Origin of the sequence: Amycolatopsis sp. NBC_00345 (genome assembly GCF_036116635.1) — a bacterium.
Lineage (GTDB): Bacteria > Actinomycetota > Actinomycetes > Mycobacteriales > Pseudonocardiaceae > Amycolatopsis.
In genome coordinates, this window is sequence record NZ_CP107995.1 from 1126255 (window position 1) to 1152016 (window position 25762).

At 72.5% G+C, this 25762-nt stretch carries 22 protein-coding genes; 10 read left to right on the forward strand and 12 right to left on the reverse strand.

The features are described from left to right. The first annotated feature begins 155 nt into the window (after positions 1-155). Positions 156-2435: a tetratricopeptide repeat protein gene (locus tag OG943_RS05155; protein WP_328608510.1), complete on the forward strand. Its 2280-nt coding sequence runs from the start codon at positions 156-158 to the stop codon at positions 2433-2435. 236 nt (positions 2436-2671) lie between these two features. On the opposite strand, the gene OG943_RS05160 is transcribed toward OG943_RS05155, so the two are convergent. Further along, positions 2672-3223 (reverse strand): hypothetical protein, encoded by a 552-nt coding sequence (locus OG943_RS05160; protein WP_328608511.1) that lies wholly within the window; start codon positions 3221-3223, stop codon positions 2672-2674. Positions 3224-3289: 66 nt separating this feature from the next. Between OG943_RS05160 and OG943_RS05165 the strand changes: the two genes are divergently transcribed. The 3 genes from OG943_RS05165 (at position 3290) to OG943_RS05175 (ending at position 9864) form a co-directional block, all read left to right on the forward strand. Then, a complete protein-coding gene (locus OG943_RS05165; protein ID WP_328608512.1) occupies positions 3290-6646 on the forward strand; it encodes a serine hydrolase in 3357 nt (1118 codons plus the stop codon). Positions 6647-6683: 37 nt separating this feature from the next. Then, the gene (locus tag OG943_RS05170; protein ID WP_328608513.1) at positions 6684-8303 is read left to right on the forward strand and encodes a PucR family transcriptional regulator; all 1620 of its coding nucleotides are present in this window, start codon (positions 6684-6686) and stop codon (positions 8301-8303) included. Positions 8304-8637: 334 nt separating this feature from the next. Then, positions 8638-9864, forward strand: coding sequence for an IniB N-terminal domain-containing protein (locus tag OG943_RS05175; RefSeq protein ID WP_328608514.1), 1227 nt, complete (start codon positions 8638-8640; stop codon positions 9862-9864). A gap of 195 nt (positions 9865-10059) precedes the next feature. On the opposite strand, the gene OG943_RS05180 is transcribed toward OG943_RS05175, so the two are convergent. After that, the gene (locus tag OG943_RS05180) at positions 10060-10800 is read right to left on the reverse strand and encodes an alpha/beta fold hydrolase (RefSeq protein WP_328608515.1); all 741 of its coding nucleotides are present in this window, start codon (positions 10798-10800) and stop codon (positions 10060-10062) included. 77 nt (positions 10801-10877) lie between these two features. On the opposite strand from OG943_RS05180, the gene OG943_RS05185 reads away from it, so the two are divergent. Continuing rightward, the gene (locus OG943_RS05185) at positions 10878-11465 is read left to right on the forward strand and encodes a TetR/AcrR family transcriptional regulator (RefSeq protein WP_328608516.1); all 588 of its coding nucleotides are present in this window, start codon (positions 10878-10880) and stop codon (positions 11463-11465) included. A gap of 96 nt (positions 11466-11561) precedes the next feature. Here the strand turns inward: OG943_RS05185 and OG943_RS05190 are convergent, their stop codons facing one another. The 4 genes from OG943_RS05190 to OG943_RS05205 all read right to left on the reverse strand — a co-directional run bounded on the left by OG943_RS05190 (position 11562) and on the right by OG943_RS05205 (position 16389). Next, a complete protein-coding gene (locus OG943_RS05190; protein WP_328608517.1) occupies positions 11562-11936 on the reverse strand; it encodes an RNA-binding S4 domain-containing protein in 375 nt (124 codons plus the stop codon). 395 nt (positions 11937-12331) lie between these two features. Then, positions 12332-14116 carry a murein biosynthesis integral membrane protein MurJ gene (murJ, locus tag OG943_RS05195; protein WP_328608518.1) on the reverse strand — a complete coding sequence of 595 codons (1785 nt, stop codon included), beginning with the start codon at positions 14114-14116 and terminating at the stop codon, positions 12332-12334. Positions 14117-14222: 106 nt separating this feature from the next. Further along, positions 14223-15704, reverse strand: coding sequence for a carboxylesterase/lipase family protein (locus tag OG943_RS05200; RefSeq protein WP_328608519.1), 1482 nt, complete (start codon positions 15702-15704; stop codon positions 14223-14225). A 55-nt stretch (positions 15705-15759) separates the two neighbouring features. Continuing rightward, on the reverse strand, positions 15760-16389 hold the full coding sequence (locus tag OG943_RS05205) for a TetR/AcrR family transcriptional regulator (protein WP_328608520.1): 630 nt from the start codon (positions 16387-16389) through the stop codon (positions 15760-15762). Between the two features lie 78 nt (positions 16390-16467). Between OG943_RS05205 and OG943_RS05210 the strand changes: the two genes are divergently transcribed. Beyond that, positions 16468-17664, forward strand: a complete 1197-nt coding sequence (locus tag OG943_RS05210) for an amidohydrolase (protein ID WP_328608521.1) — start codon at positions 16468-16470, stop codon at positions 17662-17664. 2 nt (positions 17665-17666) lie between these two features. On the opposite strand, the gene OG943_RS05215 is transcribed toward OG943_RS05210, so the two are convergent. Next, a complete protein-coding gene (locus OG943_RS05215; protein ID WP_328608522.1) occupies positions 17667-18080 on the reverse strand; it encodes an acyl-CoA thioesterase in 414 nt (137 codons plus the stop codon). Positions 18081-18099: 19 nt separating this feature from the next. Further along, positions 18100-18903 (reverse strand): helix-turn-helix domain-containing protein, encoded by an 804-nt coding sequence (locus OG943_RS05220; protein ID WP_328608523.1) that lies wholly within the window; start codon positions 18901-18903, stop codon positions 18100-18102. 88 nt (positions 18904-18991) lie between these two features. On the opposite strand from OG943_RS05220, the gene OG943_RS05225 reads away from it, so the two are divergent. Then, complete coding sequence (locus tag OG943_RS05225) at positions 18992-19546, forward strand: isochorismatase family protein (protein ID WP_328608524.1); 555 nt, start codon at positions 18992-18994, stop codon at positions 19544-19546. A gap of 34 nt (positions 19547-19580) precedes the next feature. Here the strand turns inward: OG943_RS05225 and OG943_RS05230 are convergent, their stop codons facing one another. Then, on the reverse strand, positions 19581-20219 hold the full coding sequence (locus OG943_RS05230; protein ID WP_328608525.1) for a DJ-1/PfpI family protein: 639 nt from the start codon (positions 20217-20219) through the stop codon (positions 19581-19583). Positions 20220-20230: 11 nt separating this feature from the next. Then, a complete protein-coding gene (locus OG943_RS05235; protein WP_328608526.1) occupies positions 20231-21199 on the reverse strand; it encodes a GlxA family transcriptional regulator in 969 nt (322 codons plus the stop codon). A gap of 129 nt (positions 21200-21328) precedes the next feature. Between OG943_RS05235 and OG943_RS05240 the strand changes: the two genes are divergently transcribed. Beyond that, positions 21329-22294 (forward strand): hypothetical protein, encoded by a 966-nt coding sequence (locus tag OG943_RS05240; RefSeq protein WP_328608527.1) that lies wholly within the window; start codon positions 21329-21331, stop codon positions 22292-22294. Between the two features lie 96 nt (positions 22295-22390). Next, the gene (locus OG943_RS05245; protein ID WP_328608528.1) at positions 22391-23131 is read left to right on the forward strand and encodes an SDR family oxidoreductase; all 741 of its coding nucleotides are present in this window, start codon (positions 22391-22393) and stop codon (positions 23129-23131) included. A 184-nt stretch (positions 23132-23315) separates the two neighbouring features. On the opposite strand, the gene OG943_RS05250 is transcribed toward OG943_RS05245, so the two are convergent. Then, a complete protein-coding gene (locus tag OG943_RS05250) occupies positions 23316-24206 on the reverse strand; it encodes a transposase family protein (RefSeq protein WP_328603197.1) in 891 nt (296 codons plus the stop codon). Positions 24207-24370: 164 nt separating this feature from the next. Then, positions 24371-24838, reverse strand: a complete 468-nt coding sequence (locus OG943_RS05255) for a hypothetical protein (protein ID WP_328608529.1) — start codon at positions 24836-24838, stop codon at positions 24371-24373. A gap of 126 nt (positions 24839-24964) precedes the next feature. On the opposite strand from OG943_RS05255, the gene OG943_RS05260 reads away from it, so the two are divergent. Beyond that, positions 24965-25759 carry a TetR family transcriptional regulator gene (locus OG943_RS05260; protein WP_328608530.1) on the forward strand — a complete coding sequence of 265 codons (795 nt, stop codon included), beginning with the start codon at positions 24965-24967 and terminating at the stop codon, positions 25757-25759. Positions 25760-25762: the final 3 nt, after the last annotated feature.

The following is a 25762-nucleotide window of genomic DNA, read 5'->3' on the forward strand; positions in this document are numbered from 1 at the left end:
GCACGCATCGTTGAAGAGATCCCTGGGCGAGCTCATCTCGAACTGCCCCGATACCTGGCATCGTCTGGCGTGTACAGCGATATCCGCGGCCAAGCCGGCAACACCGGGGCCATAATCGGGCCATGAGCCGCCAGCCTGACCCTGCCCTACCCCGTGTGGCCAATACGGTCACGGGTGACGTGACTGGGAACGTGGTCATGGCTGGGACGATCCACGATGGAGTCCATATCCATCTGCCGGCCCGGCAGAAGGCATCGCTGCCGTACCGATATGGGACCACGCCCCCACGAGCGGCGTCGTTCCAGTGCAGGACGATCGCCACCGACCTCGCGGTGGCGATCAACCCAGGCCGCACCGCGGTGCTGGCTTCCGACCGCACGACCTCGGCCAGTGTGCTGTCCGGGCTGGGTGGGGTGGGCAAAACCCAACTCGCCCTGGACTACGCCGAGACGATCTGGGCGGCGCGTGAGGTCGATCTGCTGGTGTGGATCACCGCGACCTCCCGGGACGCGATCGTGTCCGACTACGCCCGTCTGGTTGCCGACCTGACCGGCACCGAGGACACCAACCCCGAACGCGACGCCCAACGGCTGCTGGCCTGGCTGGCCGCCACAGACACACGGTGGCTGCTGGTCCTTGACGACGTGCAGGCTCCGGCGGATCTGCGCGGCTTATGGCCCCCGGCGACCCCGTCCGGACGGGTCGTGGTCACCACCCGCCGCCGCGACGCCGCCCTGCGCGGGCACGGCCGCCGGGTGATCGAGGTCGACGTGTTCACCCCTGTCGAGGCCGTCACCTACCTGACCGGTGCCCTGGCCGACCGGCCGCACCTACTCGACGAGGTCACTGAACTGGCCGGCGCTCTGGGGTGTCTGCCGGCAGCGTTGGCCCAGGCCGGGGCGTTCATGCTCGACCGCGACCTGTCCTGTGCCGCCTACCAGGAGCGGTTGGCCGATCGGCGACGCCAGTTGGCCTCACTATTGCCCGAGGAAGAGGGGTTACCCGATGAACATCGGGCGACTGTGGCCGCCACCTGGTCGTTGTCGATCGAGCATGCGAACCGGCTTGAGCCGATCGGGATCGCGGGGACGTTGCTGGAGGTAGCGAGCCTGCTGGACCCCAATGGAATCCCGGTTGACGTGTTCACCGCTGCTCCGGTGCTCGCTCTGCTCGCCGCCGGCACCGGGCGGCAGGTGGACGCTGAACAGGCACGGGACGGACTGGGGTGCCTGCACCGACTGAGCCTGGTCACCCTGGCGCCACCCTCGGACTCAGAGCATCGGGCAGTACGAGTGCACGCCTTGGTGCAGCGAGCCACTAGCGACAGCCTGTCCCAGACACGGCTACCCCTCCTGGCGTGCGCGGTGGCCGACACGCTGCTGCTGGTGTGGCCGGAGATCAAGCGGAGTACCGGGATGAGCCAAATGCTTCGGGCCAATACCGACGCACTGAATGAGATCGCAGCCGAGTGTTTGTGGGAATCGGGCGGGCATTCGGCATTGTTTCGTGCCGGGCTCAGCCTCGGCGAGAGCGGGTTGGCCGTCCAAGCCACGGACTATTTTCAACGGTTGCACGCCGCCGCCGTTCTACATCTCGGTGCCGACCACCCTCGTGCTCTGGCCGCTCGCTTCGAACTCGCGCTATACCGCGGGCAGGCAGGCGACCCGGCAGGCGCCGTCACCGCGCTGGAGGAACTGCTGGCTGACCGGTTACGGGTGCTCGGTGCCGACCACCCCGACACCCTTGTCACCCGCGTCAGTCTTATCAAACGACGTGGGCAGGCAGGCGACCCGGCAGGCGCCGTCACCGCGCTGGAGGAACTGCTGGCCGACTGGGTACGGGTGCTCGGTGCTGACCACCCTCACGCGCTGATCACCCGCCACGAACTTGCTCACTGGTGCGGGCAGGCAGGCGACCCGGCAGGCGCTGCCACCGCGTTCGAGAAGTTGCTGGCCGACCGCGTGCGGGTGCTTGGCGCTGACCACCCGGATACCCTCATCACCCGTAGCAATCTCGCTCAGTGGCGAGGGCAGAACGGCAACTCGGCAAGCGCCGTCACCGAGTTGGAAAGGCTACTTGCCGACGACGTGCGGGTGCTTGGCGCTGACCACCCTCACACACTGATCACCCGCAGCAATCTCGCCCACTGGCGAGGCAATGCCGGCGACCCGGCAGGTGCGGTTGCCGCGCTGCAAGAGCTGCTGGCCGATCAATTGCGGATGTTTGGCGCTGACCACCCGGATACCCTCATCACCCGTAACAATCTCGCTCAGTGGCGAGGGCAGGCCGGCGACCCGGCAGGTGCCGTTGCCGCGCTGGAAGAGCTGCTGGCCGACTCGATACGAGTACGAGGCACCGACCACCCAGATGTGCGGATCACCAGTGCCAACCTCGCTCATTGGCGGAGGCGCTTGTTGAATAGCCCATTCCCCTGACGTCGCCGTACTGTGCCTGCCGCTCTGAGCACCGCCGGATCCAAGCGCATGGCCAGCCACCCGCTGGCAGGGCAGAGGCAGCAGACCATCCGCTCATGCCGCATACAGCACGTTCGGCGCGGCGCGCGGTAATGCCCGATGTGAACGCGTTCTGGAACTGCCCCGTTGGTTCAGGTCGTGCGCTCGGCGATGAATACGAACTCACGACCTGGTCGATCGGGGACGGCAGCCTGCCGTCACTCTGGCCGGTGTGCCCGCACGAGTGGGAGGTTGGGCGGCATTGCCTCGGCGGCGGCGATGCGGACGAACCCAGCATCCTTGAGCTCCGCCGCCAAGGCCTCGAACGACCGTTCCTGGATGCCCCACAGCTTGCGCAGCAGAGGATCGAGTACCCGGTGGGCGCCGCCATTCGTCCTGCCGTCGGCGCCTGAGCGCGGTGACCGTGGCGGGACGTTCGGGGTCACCAGCAACCCTCCCGGCCGTAAACCCTGGTCGCGGTCGGCCACTCGACCACCCGGGGCGAGAGCTTCCCGTTCGGCGCCCTGGTCGGCGACGGCGGGCGGCACAACCGTTCGATCACCACGTTTTTCCTCGGCGAGTGCACCGGCCTCGCCCCCGACCTGACCTGGCTGGCCCAGCAGGTCGCCGACGGCGTCCTCGCCCCGCAGATCTCCTGGCGCGGCAGCTGGGCCCAGGCCGGCGAGGCGGTCGGTGAACTGCTGGAGAACCGGTTGCACGGCAAGGCGGTCTTGGAGATCGGCTGAACGGCTCGAGAGCCGGGAAACCACCGCGTCGCGCCAAAACTGGTACCTGTGGAGAAGACACAGTGAGCGACCACCAGCGAGGAGACACCGGTGACAAGACGCCCGCGCATCGATGACCTGACCGCCGTCGCGGTTCCCGAGCAGCCGGCCCTCTCGCCCGACGGCAGCCGGGTGGTCTACGTGCTCCGCACCGCCGATGCCGAGGCCGACCGCACCGCTCGCGCGTTGTGGCAGGTGGGCGTCCCGTCCGGGCGGCCCCGGCGGCTGACGCGGGGCGGCTCCGACGTCTCCCCGGCGTGGTCGCCCGACGCCACCCACGTGGCGTTCCTGCGCACGCAGGACGACGGCGCCCCTCAGCTGTGGCTGCTGCCCGCGGACGGCGGCGAGCCCGAGCAGCTGACCCGGCTGCCGCTCGGCGCCGGCGGCCCGGTGTGGAGCCCGGACGGCACCCGGATCGCCTTCACCGCCGCCGTCGACCTGGAGGCCGTCGACAACGAAGACGACGCGGCCCGGGAGCGCCGGGCGAAAGCCCCCGTCGCGTCGGATCGATTGGGACACAAGGCCGACGGCGCCGGGCCGCTGCGCTCACTGCGCCAGCACCTGCACGTCCTGGACGTCGCCGGGAAGAAGGTCCGCCGTGTCACCGACGGCGACTGGCACGCGAGCGACGCCACCTGGTCGCCGGACAGCAAGAAGCTCGCCTTCACCGCGGCCACCGCGCCGGACGCCGACCTCGTCTCGCGCGTCCCGGTGTACACAGTGGACGCCGACGACCCCGCGGCCGAGCCGGTCCTCGCCGGGCTGGCGGAAGGCCTCGGCGTGACGGCCGAGTGGCTCGCCGACGGTTCCGGCCTGCTGGTGATCGGGACGGAGACCGCGGCCACCGGGCAGCTCCGCCTGCTGCGCCTGCCGTTCGACGGCGAGCCGGCCGAGCTCGCGGCTTCCCTCGACCGCAGCCTGATGCCCGGCGGGCCCGCGTACCCCGGCGCGTTGCCGCAGCTCACGAACGAGGGCCGGGACGTGCTGTTCTGCGTTCGCGACCGCGGCTGCACCCACCTCTACTCGGTCCCGGCCGACGACAGCGACCGGCCGCGCCCGGTCGTGACCGGCGCCGGACGGGTCGTCGCCGGTGTGTCCGTCGCGGGCGGGACCGCCGCGATCGTGCTGGGCACGCCGTCCTCGTACGGTGAGATCGTCGCCGTCGACCTCGCCACCGGCACGGAGACCGTGCTGACCCGGCACGGGATCGAGGACGTCGAGCCGTTCCGCCGCGAGGAGCGCGAGTTCACCATCTCCGACGGCACGGTGGTGCAGGGCTGGCTGGTCCGTGACCCGGCCGCCGACGGCCCCGGGCCGCTGCTGCTGGACCTCCACGGCGGCCCGCACGGCGCGTGGAACGGCGCCGCCGACCAGCTCCACCTCTACCACCAGGAACTCGTCGCCCGCGGCTGGACGGTGCTGGTGCTGAACCCGCGTGCGAGCGACGGCTACGGCGAGGCGTTCTACACCGCCGCTCTCGGCGCGTGGGGTGTGGCCGACGCGAAGGACTTCCTGGAGCCGCTGGACACCTTGGTCGCCGAGGGCGTGGCCGACCCGGCCCGGCTCGCCGTCACCGGGTACAGCTACGGCGGCTACATGACCTGCTACCTCACCAGCCGCGACAGCCGGTTCGCCGCGGCCGTGGCCGGTGGCGTGGCCAGCGACCTGACCAGCATGGTCGGCACCTCCGACGAGGGACACCTGATCACCGAGTACGAGCTGGGCGGGCAGCCGTGGAACGGCGGCCCGGACCTGGCGGAGATGTCGCCGTACACGAAGGTCGCCGACGTGCGGACGCCGACGCTGATCCTCCACGGGGACAACGACCTGCGCTGCCCGATCGGGCAGGCCGAGCAGTGGCACACGGCCCTGCGCGAGCGCGGGGTGCCGACCCGGCTGGTGGTCTACCCCGGCGGCAGCCACCTGTTCATCCTCGAAGGGCCGCCCTCGCACCGGCTCGACTACAACCGCCGTGTTGTCGACTGGGTCGAGCAGTACGCCGCTGACCCGGACGGCCCGCGGCGGCCGCGGATCGACGCCGCCCACTGGCAGCGCCGGCTCTCCGCGCTGGCGAGCCGGCACGGCGTGCCCGCGGCGCAGCTGGGCATCCTGCGGCTGCACCCGGGCGGCGAGGACGAGCTGGTCGAGGCCGCCCACGGGGTGCTCAACGTCGCCACCGGCGTCGAGGCGACCACCGATTCGGTTTTCCAGATCGGCTCGATTTCCAAGGTGTGGACCACGACTGTGGCGCTGCAGCTCGTCGAGGAAGGCCTGCTCGACCTCGACGCGCCGCTCACCGATGTGCTGCCGGAGCTGCGCCTGGCCGATCCCACCGCGGCCAAGCAGATGACCATGCGCCACCTGCTCACGCACACCAGCGGCATCGACGGCGACGTGTTCACCGACACCGGCCGTGGCGACGACTGCCTCGAAAAGTACGCCGGCCTGCTGGCCGAGGTGGCGCAGAACCATCCCCTCGGCGCCACCTGGTCCTACTGCAACTCCGGGTTTTCCCTTGCCGGGCGGGTGATCGAGAAGCTCACCGGGTCCACTTGGGACGCCGCGGTGCGCGAGCGGCTGGTCACTCCGCTGGAGCTGAAGCACACCGTCACGCTGCCGGAGGAGGCGTTGCTGCATCGCGCGGCCGTCGGGCACTTCGGGGACGACGAGCCGGAACCCGCCCCGGTGTGGGGACTGCCGCGCTCGGCCGGGCCCGCCGGGCTGATCACCGCGACCGCCGCCGACGTGCTCGGCTTCGCGCGCCTGCACCTGACCGGCGGGCTGGCCCCGGACGGCACCCGCGTGCTCGGGGAGGAGGGCGCGGCCGCGATGGCCGCGTTCCAGGCGGACCTGCCCGACAAACACGCGCTGGGCGACTCGTGGGGCCTCGGCTGGATCCGGTACGGCTGGGACGGCCACCGGCTGATCGGGCACGACGGCAACACCATCGGCCAGTCGGCGTTCCTGCGGCTGCTGCCGGAACAGGGCCTCGCCGTCGCGCTGCTCACCAACGGCGGCAGCACCCGCGACCTCTACCAGGACCTCTACCGGGAGATCTTCGCCGAGCTGGCGGACGTCGAAATGCCGGTGCCGCTCGGCCCGCCCGCGGAGCCGGTGGCCGTCGACTTCGAGCCGTACCTGGGCACTTACGAGCGGGCGGGCGCGCTGATGGAGGTGTTCCGCGGCGAGGGCGGGGCGAGGCTGCGCGTCACCATCACCGGCCCGCTCGCCGAGCTGCTGCCGGACAAGGTGCAGGAGTACACGCTGGTCCCGGTCGAGCCGGGCTTGTTCGTGGTCCGGGCCACCCAGGGCCGGGGCTGGATCCCGGTCACCTTCTACCCGCTGCCCACCGGCGAGGAGTACCTCCACTTCGGCGGGCGCGCGACCCCGAAGGTGGCCATAGGCTGAGCACCTGACTCCCCAGCTCCGGACGGTGCCCTGACCTGTGAACCCGTTACCGCACAACGGCCTCGGCCGCGTTCTCGACGACCTCGGCGCGACCCTGCTCGAACTGGTCCACGGGAGCCCCGCCGCGGTGCGCATCGGCGGGGTGGTGATCCACGACCCGCTCGAGGACAGCGTGCTGCCGCGGCACGCGCTGGTGCTCGGCGTCGGCCTGCGCGAGCCGGGGGAGGTCCTGCGGCTCGTCCGGGAGCTGGGGCGGCAGGAGGCGGTCGCGCTGGTCCTGCGGGCGCCGGTGCCGGTGCCGGACGAGCTGGCGGCGGCGGCCGACGAAGCGGGCGTCGCGCTGCTCGGCCTGACCCGGGGCGCGTCGTGGGCGCAGCTGGCCGCGCTGCTGCGTTCGTCGCTGGCCGAGATCGGGGACGCGGGGCCCCCGATGCTGGGCGGGATGCCGTCCGGCGACCTGTTCGCGCTGGCCAACGCCATCGCCGCGCTGATCGACGCCCCGGTGACGATCGAGGACCGCGAATCCCGCGTGGTCGCGTTCTCCGGCCGCCAGGACGAGGCCGACGCGTCGCGCGTGGAGACGATCCTCGGCCGTCAGGTGCCCGAGCGGTTTTCGCGGCTGCTGACCGAGCGCGGGGTGTTCCGGCACCTCTACCGCACCGATCAGCCGGTGCACTTCGAGGTGCCGGACGAGCAGACCGAGGGCCTGACCGTGGCGCGGGTCGCGGTCGCCGTGCGGGCGGGCGACGAGCTGCTGGGCTCGATCTGGGCCGCCGTGCGCGAGCCGCTGAGCGAGGACCGCGGCCAGGCCCTCGTCGACGCGGCCCGCCTGGTCGCCCTGCACCTGCTGCGGATCCGCGCGGGCGCCGACGTCGAGCGGCGGCTGCGGACCGAGCTGCTGGGCACCGCACTGGAAGGCGGGGCCGGGGCGCGCGAGGCGCTGAACCGGCTCGGCGTCGCGGACCAGCCCGTGGTGGTGCTCGCGCTGGCGCTGCCCGGGGGAGACGGCGTTGTGGACGCCGGGCACGTGACCGCGCGCCAGCGGTTGAGCGACAGCCTCGCTTTGCACCTGAGCGCCGTGCACCCGCGCAGTGCCGCCGCGCTCGTCGGCGACGTCGTGTACGGCCTGATTCCGGTGGGGCACAGCGATATCCCTGCCGAGGAACGCGGGGTGCGGATCGCCGGCGACTTCCTGGACCGGCTGGGGGAGCGGGCCCAGGAAGCGACGGCCGTCGCGGCCGTCGGCCCGGTCGCGCGCGATGTCGCGGAACTCGCCGTGGCGCGGGAAAACGCCGACCGCACGCTTCGGGTCCTGTGCGCGGGCCACGCCCGTGGCCTGCGGGTCGCGCGGCTGGCCGACGTCCACGCCGAGTCGCTTGTGCTGGAACTGCGCGACATCGCGGCCGCCCGGGGCGATCGGCCCACCGGCGCGGTCGCCCGCCTGCTGGCCTACGACGAGCAGCACAACACCGGCCTCGTCGAGACTTTGCGCGCGTGGCTGGACGCTTTCGGCGACGTGGTGGCGGCCGCCGCGGCCGTGCACGTCCACCCGAACACGTTCCGCTATCGCCTGCGCCGCCTAGCCGAGGTCGGCGACGTGGACCTGGCCGATCCGGACGCCCGCTTCGCCGCGTTGCTGCAGTTGCGCTTGCTCTAACGAGTGAATTCGGTGGGCACATTCAGTAGGCGAAGGTGCCACCTCGGCGTGACTTTCGGTCACCGTCGGCCCGTCCGGGCCTGTGACCACGGGGTATTCGCGCGGCCGGCGGCAGATCCCTAGTGCCCCTAATGGGCCGTACCCCGAAGCCCCCTAGTGCTGCCCCGCAAGACCCGGGGCAGCCCCCGATGGCCTGCTGGTGGCGCCGCCCTAAGTTCGTTCCGGAGCCACCGGCTCGTCGGCATGTCCGATAGTGCCGGTCTCGCGGTGCCGATCTCACGGTGCCGGTCTCGAACACCGCCGATCTGTTGTCATTAATCAGGAGAAATCAATTATGGGCCCGGTGCAGACGCTGCACGAATTCGCGTTGAACCTTCTTGGCGACCCGCAGGCGCTGGCGGAGTACAACGCCAACCCGCAGGGTGTGCTGAACGACGCCGGTCTGGGGGACCTGAGCGCGGCGGACGTCCACGACATCATGCCGCTCGTGATGGACACCGCGCCGCTGCCGGCCGCCGGCTCGCCGGCCGCGTTCGCCACCGGTGACGTCACCGGCACGCTGGACCACGTCGCCGCGTTCGCGCCCCGCGCGGAAGAAGCCGCCCACAGCGCTTCGGGCGCTCTCGGCGGCGAGTCCGGCGTTCTGACCGGGGTCTTCGGCGCGGTCAGCGACGTCGCCGACCAGACCGGCCTGAACACCGCCACGCACGGCGTCCTCGCGGACGTTTCCGGCGGCGTGGACAGCGTCGCTTCCGCGGTCAGCGGCGTGCCGCTGGTCGGCCCGCTGGTCGACGCCGGCGCCATCGACCTGCAGCACACCGTCGGCGCGGTGGGCGACCACCTCTTCGACGGCAAGCTGGTCGGCAGCGTGGTCGACGCCACCACCAACCACCTCGGCGACGCCCTGCTGTGGAAGGCCGCGGTCACCACCGTCGCCCAGGTGCCGGCCGTCGGCGGTCCGCTGAGCGGCGTGGTCGAGGACGTCCGCGTCGGGGGCAGTGGCCTGCTCGGCCAGGTCAACGGGGTCATCGGCTCCACGCCGGTCGGCGTCAACGCCGAGAACATCCAGCCGCACGGGGACTTCGGCGCCGCCGGCGACCTGTCCGGCACGCTGGACCACGCGGCCTCGGCGCTGCCGGTCGGGCTCCCGGCCGTGCCCGCCCTCCCGGCGGTCCCGGCGGTTCCGGGTGCCTCGGTTCCGGGCGTTCCGGCCCTGCCCGCCGTCCCGGGTGTCCCGGCGCTGCCCGCGGTTCCGGGTGTCCCGGCGCTGCCGGCCACGCCGGACGTGTCGGCCACCGTCGGCTCGGTCACCCACACCCTCGCCGGTGTCACCTCGCACCTGCCGGTCGCCGGCGACGCGGTGAACCACGCGCTGGCCGCGACCGGTGAGCACACCGACACGGGCATCCGCAGCGACGCGGTGACCAGCGACCTCACCGGCGCGACGCACTCCGGCGACCTGGTCAGCAACGTGGAGAACCACGCGCACGACCTGGCCAACGGCCTCGACCTGCACCACGGGCTCGAGAGCGCGCTCGACGGTCTCCACCTCGGGCACTGAGTTCCCGAGTTCAAGGCCTGATCTCAGGCACTGATCTCTGGCACTGATCCAGGGCTCTGGCACAGAGCCGGTCGCGGGCCCGGGCCTTCCTCACGGGAGGCCCGGGCCCGTTGCCGTCGGTACCGGCGACGCCTTCGCCGCGCCTGCCCAGCGCGGGTCCGCCTCAGGCGTCCGAGAACTCTGGGGCGCCGGAAATCAGCCCAGGGCCCAGAAATCGGTGAGTATCCGGGCGCCGCGCGCCGGGTCCTGGATCATCCACCAGTGGCCGAGATCGGGGAGTTCCGCCACCCGGGCGCCCGCCCGTGCCGCGGTGCGCCGGCGCTGCTCGTCCGTGCCCACGAAGTGGTCCTGCCCGGCCAGGACGGCGAGTCCCGGCCGGCGGGTCAGGCCGGTGAGGTCCCGGCCGAGTTCCGCTTTCACCGGCTGGGCGGCGGACCGGTACAGCGCGAGCATCGCCGGCCCCAGCGAGGGGTCGTGCCCGGTGGCGATCTCGGTGGCCAGGTCGTCCGGGAAACCGAGCCCGGCGAACGCCGCAAGGCGCTTTTCGGCCGAGCCGAAGCGTTCCTCGACCGCCGCCTCGCCCGCTCCCGGGGTCTGCCAAACCTGGGCCAGCTCGTGCCACACGTAGTCCGGGTCGAACGTCCCGAGCGCGTCGCTGACCCAGCTGCGGACCAGGTCCGGCCGGGTCTTCACGGCGCTGACCACGTGGCTGCCGCCCCAGTCGTGCCCGACCAGGTCGACCGGTTCGTCGATCTCCGCGAGCCGCTCGATCAGCCAGTCGCGGTATTCCCCCACCGTGGCCCCGAATCCGGGGGGCAGCGGGGCGCCGAACCCGGGCGGCGACAGGCACACCACGTCCTTTCGTTCCAGTTCGGCGAGCAGCGGCCGCCAGATCGCGGCGGTCTCCGGGTTGCCGTGCACGAACACCGCAGGCATCGATTCCTCCTCGTTTCAGGAACCCCAGGGTTACATACTTGTCGGCCGACACGCAAGTTTCTTTGGTACTGTGCGGCATGCCCCGACTCACCCAGGCACAACGCCGGGCCCAGACCGGCTCCGCGCTCCTGCAGGCCGCGGCCGAGATCGTGGTCGAGGGCGGCGTCGCGGCGCTGACGCTCGCCCGGGTCGGCGAGCGCGCGGGCTACAGCCGCGGGATCGTCACCCATCACTTCGGCTCGAAGCAGGCCCTCCTCGACACGCTCGCCCGGGCGAGCCAGAGCGGGTTCGTCCCCGGCGTCGGCGACGAACCCGGCCTGGACCGGCTGCTCGCCCTGATCGACGGCTACGTCGCGGCCCTCGGCGGCGCGGGCCCGTTGCGCCGCGCGTTCCTGTTGCTGTGGGCCGATTCGCTGACCTCGCCGGAGCTCGCCGGGGTCTTCCGCGAACGGGACGAGGGCTTCCGGACGGACCTGCGCGCCGACGTCGGCGCCGGGATCACGGCCGGGGACATCCGCCCGGACGTCGACGCCCGGGACACGGCGGTCGCGGTCCTCGGCGAGCTGCGGGGCATCGCCCTGCAGTGCCTGCTCGATCCCGCGGCCGTCGACACCGAGCGCCTCCGGCACGCCGTGCGGGAGCAGTGGCGCCGGGCGCTGACCTGACCGCCCCAATGTGGCGTTGGTTGCGCTCAACGCACCCAAGTGGCGTTCGGTGCGTCAGACGCACCGAACGCCACATTGGGGCGCTGGGTGGCGGGCTCAGCCGAGCGGGCCTTGCCGCGCCCGGAACTCGTCCAGCTCACGCCGTTCGCGCTTGGTCGGGCGCCCGGCGCCGCGTTCCCGCCGGGCGACGGGCATCGAGGCCTCCGGCGGCGGCGCCGGGGTCCGGTCGATGAGGCAGGTGGCGGCGTCCGGGGCCCCGACGCGTTTCTGGATCACCCGCGCGACCTCGACGATCCGGGTGACCGGCCCGTTGCGCAGCCGCACCTCGTCACCGGCCACCACGGAGGTGGCGGGCTTGGCGGGCCGGTCGTTCACGCGGACGTGCCCGCCCCGGCACGCCGCGGCGGCGTCCGCGCGCGTCTTGGTCAGCCGCACCGCCCACAGCCACCGGTCCACTCGGGTCGATTCCACTCGTCCATGATGGCCCGTTTCCGCCCGCGGCGCGCCGCTGGGGCCGGACGGGTCCGCGGCGAGGCGGCCGGTCGGTGCGGTCGTCCGCGGCGAAGCGCACGGAGAACTGTTGCCCGGCAAAGGGAAGCGCCAACCGGGAGACGGTGTGCCGGGCCGTCGCGGTGCCGGGCACCCCGGTCTTCAGCAGCCGCGTGCGCTTGCGCGAGCTCCGAAGTACGCCATCACGCCGCCGCCGGCGATGAGCAGCAGGCTGATCAGGCCCATCTTCGACACCCGTTCCCGCTCATCCCCGGTCCGTCACCGGGTTTCGCGCCCGATGACAGAGGGGCCGGGCGAGCTTCGGAACACCCTGGCAGCGCGGCGAAAATGAACTCTCCGGGCAACTCGCTCCCCGGTCAGGACCGGGCCCGCCGCAGTCCGGCGATCCGGCGGGTGATCGGGTCGAACTCGCTGATCTTCAGTGCGGCGAGCAGGCCGAAGGAGACCCCGGCGCCGACCAGGCCCTCCAGCGGCAGCCGGACGATGGCCTGCCAGCTGGGGCCGAGGGAGGCGGGCACCACGAGCCCGGTCAGGTACGCCGCGCCGCCGCCGAGGGCGCTGACCGCGGTGGTGACCAGGATGACGCGCAGCGCGCGCCGGCTGCGCAGGTGGCCGAGCCGCACCCACAGCCAGACCTGCCCGACGACCGCGCCGATGACGTAGGTCGCGCCGTTGACCAGCATCGCGCCGAGCACGATGTGCTCGCGGTCGAGCAGGCCCTGGCAGAGGAACAGCATCGGGATCTTCACCGCGGTCATCACGATCATGATCAGCGTCGGCGTGCGGGCGTCCTTCATCGCGTAGAACACGCGCAGCTGCAACAGAACCATCGCGTACGGCAGCAAGCCGAGCGCGGAGATCGCCAGCGTCTGGCCGAGGCGGTCGGCGTCGGCGAGAGTGCCCTTGCCCCAGGTGAAGATCGCGATCCCGATCGGCGTGCCGATCGCCGCGAGGATGGCGGAGCAGGGCATCAGCAGCACGGTCGAAAGCCGGGCGGCGTAAGACAAGTCGCCCACCAGCCGCTGGGTGTCGCCGTCGGCGGCGGCCCGGCTCATCCGCGGCATGAACGCGGTCAGCAGCGAAACGCCGATGACGCCGTAGGGGAGCTGGAACAGCAGCCACGCGTAGGTGTACGCGGTGACGCCGCCGCTGGTGCCGCTCGTCAGGACGTTGGTGTTGACGACGAGGCCGAGCTGGCTCACCCCGACGTAGCCCAGGATCCACGCGGCCAGCCCGCCGAACTCCTTCAGCCGCGGGTCGATGCCCCAGCGCCAGCGGAACCGGAAACCGCTGCGCAGCAACGGCGGGATGAGCACGACGGCCTGGCAGACGATGCCGAGGGTCACCCCGAGCCCGAGCACCAGCAGCTTCGGGTCGCCCATCCGGACCGGGCTCAGCGAGATCTCGCCGGGCACGAGGTAGAACGCCCCGAGCGTGACGAGCACGACGAGGTTGTTGAGCACGGGCGCCCAGGCCGGCGGGCCGAACACGTTCTTCGCGTTGAGGATCGCGGCGAACAGCGCGAACAGGCCGTAGAAGAAGATCTGCGGCAGCACGAGGTAGCCCAGCGCGGTGGTCAGCGCGGGGCTGGCGTCGGGGGAGGAGCTGTCCACGTAGAGCATGGTGAACAGCGGCGCGGCCGCGACGGCGCAGGCCGTGCCCAGCGCGAGCAGCACCAGCGCCATGGTGATCAGCCGTTGCGCGTACGCCTCGCCGCCGTCGGGGTCGTCGTGCGAGCGGACCAGCAACGGGATCACCACGCTGGACAGCACCCCGCCCAGTAGCAGCTCGAACACCATGTTCGGCAGGGTGTTGGCGATGTTGAACGAGTCGTTCACCACGCCGGTGCCGATGATCAGCGCCAGCGCGACCTTCCAGCCGAACCCGGTGATGCGGCTGACCAGCGCGGCGACGGCCAGCCGGCTGCTCGACTGCGCCACCGAGCCGGCCGGCTGCCCGATCGGCGACGGCGGCGGCTGCGGGACCGCGACCTGCACCGCGATCTGCGTGTACGAGCGGGGCACGTCGAGATCGCGGGTCGGCCAGTGCGCGCCGCCGGGCAGGCTCAGATCGGACGCGTCGAAGGCGATGAACGCCGTCGCCTCCTCGGGCTGTGGCCGGGTCCGATCGTCGTGCTGCATGAGACGACCCTGCCAGCGGGGGTGGCGGCTGTCGACGCCGACCAGTCAGGCGAGCCTGGGCGGTCCGTGCTCCTTGCCCGTTCCGGCAGTGCGGAACGGTGCCGGTTCAGGGCATTCGTGCCCAGAAGTCCAGGCTGTGCTCCGTGACGTAGTCGACGGCGCCGATCCGTCCCGGGGCCAGCGACTGGACGTGGCCGGCGCCGGGCCAGTCCGGCAGGCCCGGTGAGGCCGGGTCGCCGTGGCGGGCGAAGGCGGTCCAGTACCGGTTCATCCCCTCGGCGAGTTCCTGTTGCGCCGCCGAAAGCGCGGGCCCGCCGGGGAGGTCGAACTGGTAGGCCAGCTCGCTGCCGTGCTGGGCGCCGGTGGGGAAGCCGGGGATGAGCACGGGGGCGTCCTCGTCGGCGAACTCGTAGCACCAGGTGCCGGTGTGCGCGGCGAGGGCCTGGCCCAGTTCCCAGACCGGCCGGGCCCAGGCGCGGTCGGTGCTGACCCGCGCCCAGGCGAGGCTCGGGGTCGCGAAGCGGTCGAGGGGGTAACGCGCGGCGACCTCGTCCGCGGAGTCGCCGAACGCCTCGGCCAGCAGCTGCGGGTAACTGTCCGCAGTGACGGGATTACCCGCCAGGCCAACGAAGAAGCGGGCCTCGTCGCGGGTGGTGCCCAGCATCAGCGGCATCCGGTGGAACCGGCCGGCGGGTAGCGCGTCGGCGGGCGACTCGGGCAGGACGGCGCCGCCGAACGCGGGCCGGATGAAGGCACCCGACGCCGGGAGCAGGTCCGCCACCGGGACACGCCGGAGCTGCGCCAGCGCCGACTCGGGGTCGCTGCCCGGCTTGACCCAGCCGTGCTCGATCGCGACGGCGGCGCCGAGCTGCTCCAGCTCGGCCACCGGCGACCACATCGGCGGGAGCGCCGGGATGCCGGGCATGAAGGTGTGCGCGGGCGTCGCGTCCAGCGCGCCGAACACGCTCTGCAGGACCGCGCGGTGGAACAGCCCGGCCGAGCCGGGCGCGGTCAGGTGCGCCGCGACGGTGAGCGCCCCGTGGGACTCGCCGACCAGCGTCACGTTCGCCGGGTCACCGCCGAACCGCGCGATCTCCCACCGCACCCAGCGCAGCGCGGCCTGCTGGTCCTGCAGACCGAAGGTGCCGCTGCCGTCGAGGCCCGGGTGGCCGAACCAGCCGAGCACGCCGAGCCGGAAGTTGGGGGCCACGACCACGACGTCTCCGGTGACGGCGAGCCGCCGGGGGTCGTAGGTGGACGCGGTCTCGTTCGTCCCGCCGCCGCCGTGCAGCCAGACCAGCACCGGGCGCCCGGCGCGCGGGGTCGCGGGCACGGTGACGTTCAGCGTCAGGCAGTCCTCGTCGACCGAGCTGGTGGCCGCGAACGACTGCGCGGCCTGCGGTGCGGGCGGGCCCGGCTCGGTCGCGTCGCGGACCCCGGACCAGGGCTCGACCGGCGCGGGCGCGCGCCACCGCAGCTCGCCGACGGGCGCCGCGGCGTACGGGATCCCCTGGAACGACTGGTGGTCGTCTCGTTGACGGCCGCGGATGGTGCCGTCGGTCAGCTGGACGGTCACGGGCTCGGTCATCGGGTGCGCTCCCTCGGTGGCAATACGATCATATTGCTACCTTAACCCTACGAGCTTATGGCTGTCGCGGGGATTCCCGCCGGCGCGAGGTGAACACCGTGCCGATGGACTGGTCCAGCACGTCGCGGGCCGGGAACGCGTCCGCGCCCGACAGCGCGACCTGGTCGGCCAGGCCCTGCGTCGTGGCGAGGATCAGGCGGGCGGCGAGTCCGGCGTCGAGGGCGGGCTCGACTTCGCCGCTCTCCTTGCCGCTCTCGACCACGGACGTGACGTACTCGAGCAGCCCGCCGCCGGACCGCCGGGCGACGGCGGCGAGGCCCGGGTCGTGCTGGGCCTGGGCCTGTAACCCTTGCCGCACACGGTATTCGAGGTCTCGCTCCGCGTCGAGGGGCAGCAGTTCGACGAGGGTGTCGAGTAGTACTTCCGCGACCGGGCTGCCAGCGGCCTCGCCGTTACGGACGCGGACCTGCACTCGCTCGCTCATCCGGGCCACGGCGTCCTCGTAGGCGAACCGCAGCAGCGCGTCCTTGCCCGCGAAGTAGTGCTGGATGAGCCCGACGGACACCCCCGCCTCGCCCGCCACCCGCGAGAACGACACCCCGCCGAACCCGTCGGCGGCCAGCAACCGCTGGAACGCCCGTGCGATCTGCGCCCGGCGCTGATCGTGATCGACTACTCGTGGCATGGGGATATCATACAGGCGTATTGGTACGGTGGGGCTGGGTGGCCCAGAGGGTGCGGGCGTTTGGGATACCATCCGGTCGTGGCTGAAGTGATTCTGGCGAACGTCCGCCCGTGGGGCGGCGAGGCTCGCGACGTGGTGGTCCGTGACGGGGTGATCGCCGAGGTCGTCCCGGCGGGTACGGCATCGGGACAACAGGCGCCGGTGACCCGGATCGACGGTGGTGGCCGCCTGGCGCTGCCGGGGTTCGTCAACGCGCACGCCCACGTGGACAAGAGCTGGTGGGGCCAGGACTGGGTCTCCTACGGCGGCGAGCCCACCACGCAGGGCCGGATCGCGCACGAGCGCGCGGAGCGGGACAAGTACGGCATCCCCGGTGTCGACGGGGTGGTGGCGGTGCTGCGGGAGTTCCTGCGCCACGGCACGACGGCCACCCGGTCCCATGTGGACGTCGACCTCGGCGTCGGGCTGACGGGCATCGAGGCGGTCACCGAAGCGGCCGCGGTGCTCGGCGGCGCCGTCGAGGTGGAGGTCGTCGCCTTCCCGCAGGACGGGGTGCAGCGCCGGCCCGGGGTGCTCGACCTGCTCGACCAGGCGGCCGCCGCCGGGGCGGCCAGTATCGGCGGCCTCGACCCGGCCTCGATCGACCGGGATCCCGTGGCCCAGCTGGACGGGCTGTTCCGGATCGCCGAACGGCGCGGCGTCGGCCTCGACATCCATTTGCACGACGGCGGCGAGCTGGGCGCGTTCCAGTACGAGCTGATCATCGACCGGACCCAGCGGACCGGATTGCAGGGCCGGGTCACGGTCTCGCACGGCTTCGCGCTGGGCGAGCTGCCCGCCGGGCGCCAGTCCGAGCTGCTCGACCGGCTGGCCGAGGCCGGCATCGCGTGGGCGACGGTCGCGCCCGTCCGCTCCGCCCCATTGCCGTGGCGCGGCATGGCTGAGCGGGACATCCCGATCGGGCTGGGCACCGACGGCATCCGCGACCTGTGGTCCCCGTTCGGCGACGGCGACCTGCTCCGGATCGCCCTCGGTTTCGCCCGGCTCCACGGCCTGCGCACCGACGAAGACCTCACCTACGCGGTCGAACTCGCCACCAGCCGCGCCGCCCGGTTCGTGCACCGTGCCCGCCACGGCATCGAGCCCGGCGCCCGCGCCGACGTGGTGCTGCTCGACGCGCAGAACGTCCCGGACGCACTGGTCCGTGTCCCTCGCCGGGCCCTGGTGATGGCGGGCGGCGAGGTCGTCGCGCGCGACGGCGAACTCACGCTCTGAAGCTAAAGGCCCAACAGCCCGGGCTCGGTGGCGTGGGCCCGCCAGTGCTCCTCGGGACGCGGCACCAGGCGCCGTTCGGCGAGGTCCAGCAGCCCGCAGACGCTGGTCACCTCGGCGACCAGCAGGCCGTCCGCGCGGTGCAGCTGCTGCCGGATGCTCGACGTCTTCCCGCCGCTCCACTCGTAGGCGGACGTGACCGTGACGGTGTCGAGGGCGCGCAGTTCCCCGAGGTGCCGGATCGTGGTCGTGAGGTTGACCGGGCCTACGCCGTGCTCGCGCAGCGCGGTGAGGTCGACGCCCGCCGCGGCGAGGCCGGCCCACCGGGCGTGGTCGGCGTAGGCCAGGTAGGCGGGGCCGCGCACGTGGCCGTTGGTGTCGAGGTCGTCGGCGCGGACGGTGAGCGTGATGGGGTCCATGTCCCGGATGATCGGCCGGTCAGGACGCCGCCGTCTGGTCGGTTTCGGCCACGCGGTCGTGACGCGCGTAACTGGCGACGAGCTGGGCAGGCGAGGAGCCCGACAGGCGCAGGCATTCGTGGCCCAGGTGCGACTGGTCGGCGAACCCCAGCTCCGCGGCGATCGTCGACAGCGTGGTGCGGCCGGCGGCGAGGTCGTCGAGGCGGCCGAGGAAGCGGTGGAAACGCAGTACGCGGTGCAGTTCCTTCGGGCCGTACCCGACGGCGTCGCGGACCCGGCGCCGTAACGTCCGGTCGCTGACGCCGAGCCGGCCGGCCACCGCGTCGACCCGGGTGTCCGGAGTGGACAGTGCGCGCACGGCCGTCGCCATCGCGGGGTCCGGCTCGAAACCGTGGCGCAGCCGCCGTCCGACGAACTCCGTCAGCACGATCCGTTGCGCGGCAGGCGTTTCCGCCGCGGTCAGCTCGTCGACGAGCCGGGTCCGCAGCAGGTCGTGCAGGTCCACCACGGTGTCCGCGGCGAACCCCGGCCCGAGCAGGCCGCCCGCCGCGCCGCAGCGCAGCCGGACCCCGACCGCCGTGCCGGAGCCGGACAGCGGGATCCGCACCGGGGCGGCCGCGCCGACGACCACCAGCCGACGGCCGTTCCACGCCAGGTCCACGCACCCGTCCGGCAGCACGCGCAGGTCCCGCGCCCAGCCGGGCACGCCCTCCCACGAGCACTGGACCACCGAGGCCAGCCCGGCCGGCGGCGGCACCTCGCGGTACCGCGACACCCGCCGTCCGGCGTCGTCGGCCGCGGAGAACCGGAGCGGGACCACCATGACGGCCATTGTCCACCCGGATCGGCGGATCCGGCCCGCCCGGGGCCGCGGACGAAGTAGCGTGGGCCCGGACCCCGAGGAGGAAACCGTGACGACACTGGAAAACCGGCCGAACACCGCACTGCTCGTAATCGATGTGCAACGCGAAGTGGTGGCTGAGGCGTACGAGCGGGACAAGGTCGTCGCGAAGATCGCAGGGCTGGTCGAGCGGGCGCGGGAGGACGGCGTGCCCGTCGTCTGGGTGCAGCACTCCGACGAGGGCCTCGCCCCCGGCAGCGACGACTGGCAGATCGTCCCCGAGCTGGACCCGCGCGAGGCTGAGCCGCTGGTCGGGAAGCAGTACGGCGACGCCTTCGAGGACACCACGCTCGAGACCGTGCTGGCGGGCCTGGGGGCCGGGCGGCTGATCGTCACCGGCGCGGAGACCGACGCGTGCGTCCGCTCGACGCTGCACGGTGCCTTCACCCGCGGCTACGACGCGACGCTGGTCACCGACGCCCACACCACCGGCGACCGCACCGCCTGGGGCGCACCGCCGCCGGACCAGGTCATCGCGCACACGAACCTGTACTGGTCCCACCAGGCGGCACCGGGGCGGACGGCGGCGGCGGTCGCCGCCGCGGACGTGCGGTTCCGCGTCTAGGAGCGGGTCCGCGCCCCCGCAGGTCCAGGCGCCCTCAGGCGCGGACGGCGCGGTACTCGTCCACCCGCGCCATGACCGCGGCGTCCACCTTGCTCGGGTGGCCCGCGTCGAACGGCGGCTCGGGGTCGTACTCGATCAAGGTCTGGGTGGCCTTCGCGGCGGTGGTGTCCACGAGCAGCTCGGCCAGCCGCAGGGCCATGTCGATGCCGGAGGAGACGCCCGCGGCGATGATCAGGCGCAGGCCCAGGTGCTCGATCACGCGCCGCGTCACGGGCTTCGCGCCCAGCTCGGCCAGCTTGTCCATGGCGCTCCAGTGCGTGGTCGCCTCCAGCCCGTCCAGCAGGCCCGCGGCGGCGAGGATCAGGGAGCCGGTGCAGACGGAGGTGGTGAAGTGGGCGCCGACGTAGGTGTCGCGGGTCCAGTCGACGAGCGGGCCGCCGTCGAGCAGCTTGCGGGTGCCGACGCCGCCCGGCACGACGACCACGTCGGGCGAGGGCACCTCGTCGTAGGTGGCGTCGACGGTGAGCCCGAGGAAGCCGTTCTCGGTGCGGATCTCACCGCGCTGCTCGCCGACGAACACCAGGTCCAGCGAAGGGATCCGTTGCAGCACCTCGTACGGGCCGATGGCGTCGAGCGCGGTCATCCGGGGGAAGGCGGCGATCGCGACCTGCATGGTGAGTCCTTTCAGGACGGTCCGGCGGCGAAGTGCCGACGGTAGTGGGCGGGTGACACACCGAGGCGTCGCACGAACGCCCGGCGCATGGTCTCGGCGGTGCCGAAGCCGGTGCGGCCGGCGACCGCGGTCACCGGCGCGGGCTCGGACTCCAGGAGCCGGCGGGCGGCATCGACGCGCACCTGCTCCACGTAGTCGCCGGGCGGGCAGCCGAGCTCGCGGACGAACTCGCGGCTGAAGTGCCGCTCGCTCATGCCCGCGTGCGCGGCGAGTGCGGGCACCCGCAGGTCGGCGTCCGGATGGCCGTGGATCAGGTCCTGCGCCTCGCGGATGCCGGGCTTGCGGGCCGGCTCCGTCCACACCGGACCGGCGTACTGGCTCTGCCCGCCCGGGCGGCGCAGGAACACCACCAGCGTGCGCGCGACCTGCTGGGCGACGTCCACGCCGTGGTCGGCCTCGACGAGCGCCAGCGCGAGGTCGATGCCCGCGGTGACGCCCGCCGACGTCCAGACCCGGCCGTCGCGCACGAAGATCGGGTCGGCCCGCACGTCGACTTCGGGGTACGCGGCACCGAGCTGCCCGGCGTACATCCAGTGGGTGGCGGCGGTGTGGCCGTCGAGCACCCCGGCGGCGGCGAGCGGGAACGCGCCGGTGCACACCGAGACGACCCGCGCGGACCGGCCGGCCGCACCGCGCAGCCAGCCGACCAGCTCGTCGTCCGGCGGCAGGTCCCGCGCGCCGGTCCCGCCGGGCACGAGCAGGGTGCCGATCTCGCCCGACGACGGCAGCGGGCCGTCCGGGACGAGCTTCAGCCCGCCGTCCGTGGTCACCGGCTCCGGCGTGGCGGCGACCAGCCGCACGGCGTAACCCGGGGCGTCGCCGAGGTACCGGGTGGCGTACGCCAGCACCTCGTGGGGCCCGGTGATGTCGAGTACCTGCACGCCGTCGAAGACGGGGATCAGGACCAGGTGTTCTCGCACCCGACCAGCGTCGCACCGGGCGGTCATGGCAGCAATGACACGTATCCCACTTATTCAGCCATCGGGCGTGTCCCCTGCGGGCCGCCCGGGGCGGGGCCGTACCGTCGAAGGCGGCTTGAGGAGGTGCTGGTGGTTCGGATCTCGGACCGGGCGTGGCCGTCGACGGTGGTGCCGAGCGACGGGCACGAGCGCGCCCAGGCCACCGGCGTGCTGTTTCGCCGCATGGGCTGGGTGACCGAGCGGCTGACCCGCGACGAGCGCGAGGACGTCGACCGCCAGCTGGAGTTCTGGTACGGCAACGGCTACTGCCCGGACGCGCTGCTGGTGGCGCTGGGCGCTCTCCCGGACGGCACCCGGCAGCGGCCCCGCGGGGCGGGGGAGCGGCCGGGGGACTTCCTGCGCTCGCGGCTGAACGGCTGGTTCAGCGACGAGGCCCAGGCGTCGATGACCGACGTGCTGGAGCCGCCGCGGCAGGGCCAGACGTTCGAGGCATGGTTCGCCGCGAGCCGCCGCCGGGCGCTCGACGACGGCAGCTACCGGCGCCGCCCGCAGCTGAGCGAGGCCGGCACCAAGGCCCGTGAGGAGGCCCGCGAGTTCGCCGCGTCGCGACGGCGGGATCCGCTCGCCCGGCTGCGCGAGAGCGAGCGGCGGCGGGCGGACGCGCTGGAGAGCCTCAAGGTCCCGGGCGTGGAGCCCGCGCGTGACGCCGTGGTCCCGGTCGCGCCGCCCGAGGTGCGGTCCACGCCGCGGATGGTCGCCGGTTACGCCGGGCGCCGGTCCGTCGCCGCCCACTCGCCCCAGGTCGTGCGGATCGTGGAACGGCTGCGCGCCGAGAAGCGCGGGCCGTCGAAGGCCGAGCTGGCCGTGCTCCGCAACGCGGTGCGCGACGCTCACCACAACGCCGGCCTCGGCACGCTGGAGGCGGCGAGCGCCCAGGTGAGCGACGAGGCCGGCGTCCTCACCCCCGAGGGCACCCGCATCCTCGCGTTCCTCGACCAGGCCAGCGCCACCCAGCTGCCGCTCGACGCGATGGTCGCGATCCTCACCCTCGCCGTCGACACGCCGGTCGAAGAGCCTTTCCCGCCCCGCGACTGAGACAGGGTCGCCGCAGCCATGGATCGACAGACCATGGTTGCGCCCGTCGGATCCCGCCAAGCTCGGGGGAGAACCGAACGGGAAAGGACCACGAAGATGAAGCAGACCGGGAACACCGTTTTCCTGACCGGGGCGACGTCGGGCCTCGGGCTCGGCCTGGCGCTGCGGCTGCACGACCTCGGCAACAAGGTGATCATCAGCGGGCGGCGCAAGGACCTGCTCGACCGGATCGCCGCCGAGCACGCGGGGATCGAGACCGTGACCCTCGACGTGGCCGACCCCGCGCGGATCACCGAGGTGTTCGGCGAGGTCACCCGCGCCCACCCGGAGCTGAACGTGGTGGTCACCATGGCCGGGATCATGCTGCGGGAGAACCTGCTGGACCCCGCGCACCTGGTGACCGCCGAGGCCACGGTGGCCACCAACCTGCTCGGCACGATCCGTGTCCTGTCGGCGTTCCTGCCGTTCCTCGCGGAGCAGGAGGACGCTGCCGTGGTCACCGTCAGCTCGGGGCTGGCCTTTGTGCCGTTGCCGCTGACGCCGACCTACGCCGCCACGAAGGCCGCGATCCACTCGTACACCGAGTCCCTGCGCGTTCAGCTGGCGGACACGCCGGTGCGGGTGCTGGAACTGGTCCCGCCCGCCGTGCGGACCGCGTTGATGAACCAGGAGAACGACGAGAACGCGATGCCGCTGGAGGCGTTCCTCAGCGAGACGATGACCCTGCTGGCCGCTCAGGACGACGGTGAGCTGCTGGTCGAGACGGTGAAGCCGTTGCGCTACGCGGAACGCGATGGGTCGTACCCGCAGCTGCTGAGCATGCTGAGCGGGTACTGATACGCGGTTCTTTGCTGACCCGAGGCTCCCGGTGACCCTGGCTGGGTTGCGCCCCAATGTGGCGTTCGGTGCGTTCAACGCAACCAACGCCACATTGGGTGCGTTCTACGCACCCAACGCCACATTGGGGTTGTTTCATCGTGGTTTGTGCTGGTCAGGCTGGGTTGACTGATCGTGGTAACCGTCAAACCGCGGCGGGCCGGGCAGTGTCGCGGACGCTCTGCTCGTGCTCCACAAGCACGAGCAGAGCCCGCACCAACGTCGTGACATGACGGGCATCCATCCGAACCTTGGTCAAAATCCGCCAAGCTTTCAGGGCGGCGAAGCCACCCTCCACCGCACAGCGCATCCCGCTGAACGCCGCGTTCGCCTGCTTCTGCCCCGTCGTCAACGGCCGGTTGGCCTGAGCTTTGTACGGCGTAAGCACGATCTGCTCACACAACCCACCACACCGAAAGCAGTCGCGGGTGTCGCGGACGTCTTTGTGCCAGCCATGGAAACCCTTGTCGCCGGCCGGGGTCAGATCGTGCTCATGCAACCGGTCACGGACCCGCAACCGACGTGCAGCGGTGATATCGGCGGTCTTACCCGCCAGGACCGCCGACACCCACAGCAACCGGCCCTGTTCGTCGCTCAGCCCGAGCACCACCAGCCCGTGTTGTTTGTGTTTACCGCTGTAATTGGGTCGGTTGGCGGTGCCGGCGCGGCGACGGGTCCGGATCAGCGTCCCGTCCACCAGCACCACCACCGCTGCCTGGGCGGCCAGCCGCCGCAGGACCCGTCCCAGCCGTCGGGCCCGGGCGGCGAGCAGCGTGATGACTTCCAGCACCCAGCGCCGCACCGTGCTCGCTGAGACACCGTTACCACCGCTGATGTCGGCCAGGCGCTGGTCGTGGCGCAGCACCGCCAGCACCACCAGCGCCTGCCCGGCAGGGCCGGCTTTACGCCACCGCGACCGCATCTGCCGGCGACGGGTGCGGATCAACTCGGCGACCATCTGCAGGGTCTGTCGCGACAGGGGAAGGGTGACCTGATAGGAAATGGGGTCGAAGCCCTCGGCGGGTTGTTGACTCACATCTCGATCTTGCCGAGGGCTTCACTCATGCCCGGGACGCCACACCGTCCCGCCACCACTTCCTGCCAGACCAACCGAAACGACCTCGCCTCACCGCCGCCACCAGCCACAACCACGATGAAACAACCCCATTGGGGCGCTTCGGGCCAGACCGGAGGGCAGCTTCAGCGGCGCGGGTGCAGCGCGGCCAGTACCGCGCCCAGGCTCGGCAGCCAGCGCTGCCGCGGGTCGGGGGCGGTGAGCCACTCCACTGCCAGGCCCGTGGCGCGCGGGCCGATCGGCAGGGGGACCAGCGCGCCGCAGTCGAGCAGCTCCACGTCCTTCGGCAGGGTGCCGCGCGGGGGGACCAGGCCGTCGGTCTCGGCGAGCAGTGCGGCTCGCGCGCCGTGCTGGGTGGGCAGCGTCAGCGCCGGGCCCTGGCAGCCCGTCGCGGCCAGGCGCTGCAGGACCGGCGTCGCCGTGAGCTTCGGCAGGGTGACCGCGCAGAGACCGTTCTCCAGCACCAGGAACAGCCCCTGCCCCCGCCACTGGACCGACCAGCCGAACAGGCGCCCGTAGTACGCGTCGAAACGCTCGGACTCCGGCCGCGCGGCGCCGGGGCCGGTCGGCTGGAGCTGCTGGTCGAGGGTCATCGTCGACGCCTTCCGCTCGGTCGGGAGTGCTCTGGGGCCTGCTCGGGCGCAGTGGTGCCCGAAACCCGTCATCCAGTCTAACGGCACTCAGTGCCACTAGCAAGCCGGCTGCTACCGTTCCGGACCATGACGGAATCGCCGCGCCGCTCGCCGGCCACGCGGGTCGGGGCCACCGCCGCCGGCCGCCGGGAGCTGCGCCGGGCGCTGGCCTCGGCCGCGATCGACCTGTTCGTGGCCCAGGGCTACGAGGCGACCACCGTCGACGAGATCGCCGCCGCGGCGGGCGTCGGGCGGCGCACGTTCTTCCGCTACTTCGACGCGAAGGACGACGTGATCTTCGCCAACCACGACGAGATCGTGGCGGAGATGGAGCGGGTCTTCGAGACCGCGGACCCGGGCGGCGACCCGGTCGAGGTGGCCTGCGCGACGGTCGGCCTGGTGCTCGACTACTACGCCGCGGACCTCGACGTCTCGGTCAAGCGGTTCGCCCTCACCCGCACCGTGCCTTCCTTGCGGGACAAGGAGGTCGCGACCGTCGACCGGTACCAGCGCGTGCTCGCGCGCTACCTCCGGCGGCGGTTCGCCGAGCAGGGCGACGACTCCTCGGGCCTGCGCGCGGCCGTCGCCGCCGCCGCGATCGCCGCCGCCAACAACCACGTGCTCCGCAGCTGGCTGCGCAGCGGCGGAAAGGACGACATCGCGGCCAGCGCCGCGCACGCGTTCGCCCTCGTCGCCGACGCCTTCCGCAGCCGTCCCGAGGCCGCTGGTGAGCCCGGGGCTGTCGGAACTGCTGGGACCACCGAAGCCACTGTGATCGCCGTGATGAGCACCGCGACGCCGCTGCACGAGGTCGTCGCGCGGGTGGGCGCGGCCCTGCGCAGCGCCGGAGCCGATCCAGGACAAGTGCACTCAGTGCCGTAATCC

Coding starts and splice junctions, on each gene's coding strand:
- OG943_RS05230 (WP_328608525.1), bottom strand. CDS start 20,219: ATGCAGGTCGCGATCGCCGCCTTCCCCCGGATGACCGCGCTCGACGCC.
- murJ (WP_328608518.1), bottom strand. CDS start 14,116: ATGCAGCACGACGATCGGACCCGGCCACAGCCCGAGGAGGCGACGGCG.
- OG943_RS05260 (WP_328608530.1), top strand. CDS start 24,965: ATGACGGAATCGCCGCGCCGCTCGCCGGCCACGCGGGTCGGGGCCACC.
- OG943_RS05205 (WP_328608520.1), bottom strand. CDS start 16,389: ATGCCACGAGTAGTCGATCACGATCAGCGCCGGGCGCAGATCGCACGG.
- OG943_RS05200 (WP_328608519.1), bottom strand. CDS start 15,704: ATGACCGAGCCCGTGACCGTCCAGCTGACCGACGGCACCATCCGCGGC.
- OG943_RS05175 (WP_328608514.1), top strand. CDS start 8,638: ATGGGCCCGGTGCAGACGCTGCACGAATTCGCGTTGAACCTTCTTGGC.
- OG943_RS05255 (WP_328608529.1), bottom strand. CDS start 24,838: ATGACCCTCGACCAGCAGCTCCAGCCGACCGGCCCCGGCGCCGCGCGG.
- OG943_RS05185 (WP_328608516.1), top strand. CDS start 10,878: ATGCCCCGACTCACCCAGGCACAACGCCGGGCCCAGACCGGCTCCGCG.
- OG943_RS05215 (WP_328608522.1), bottom strand. CDS start 18,080: ATGGACCCCATCACGCTCACCGTCCGCGCCGACGACCTCGACACCAAC.
- OG943_RS05180 (WP_328608515.1), bottom strand. CDS start 10,800: ATGCCTGCGGTGTTCGTGCACGGCAACCCGGAGACCGCCGCGATCTGG.
- OG943_RS05245 (WP_328608528.1), top strand. CDS start 22,391: ATGAAGCAGACCGGGAACACCGTTTTCCTGACCGGGGCGACGTCGGGC.
- OG943_RS05220 (WP_328608523.1), bottom strand. CDS start 18,903: ATGGTGGTCCCGCTCCGGTTCTCCGCGGCCGACGACGCCGGACGGCGG.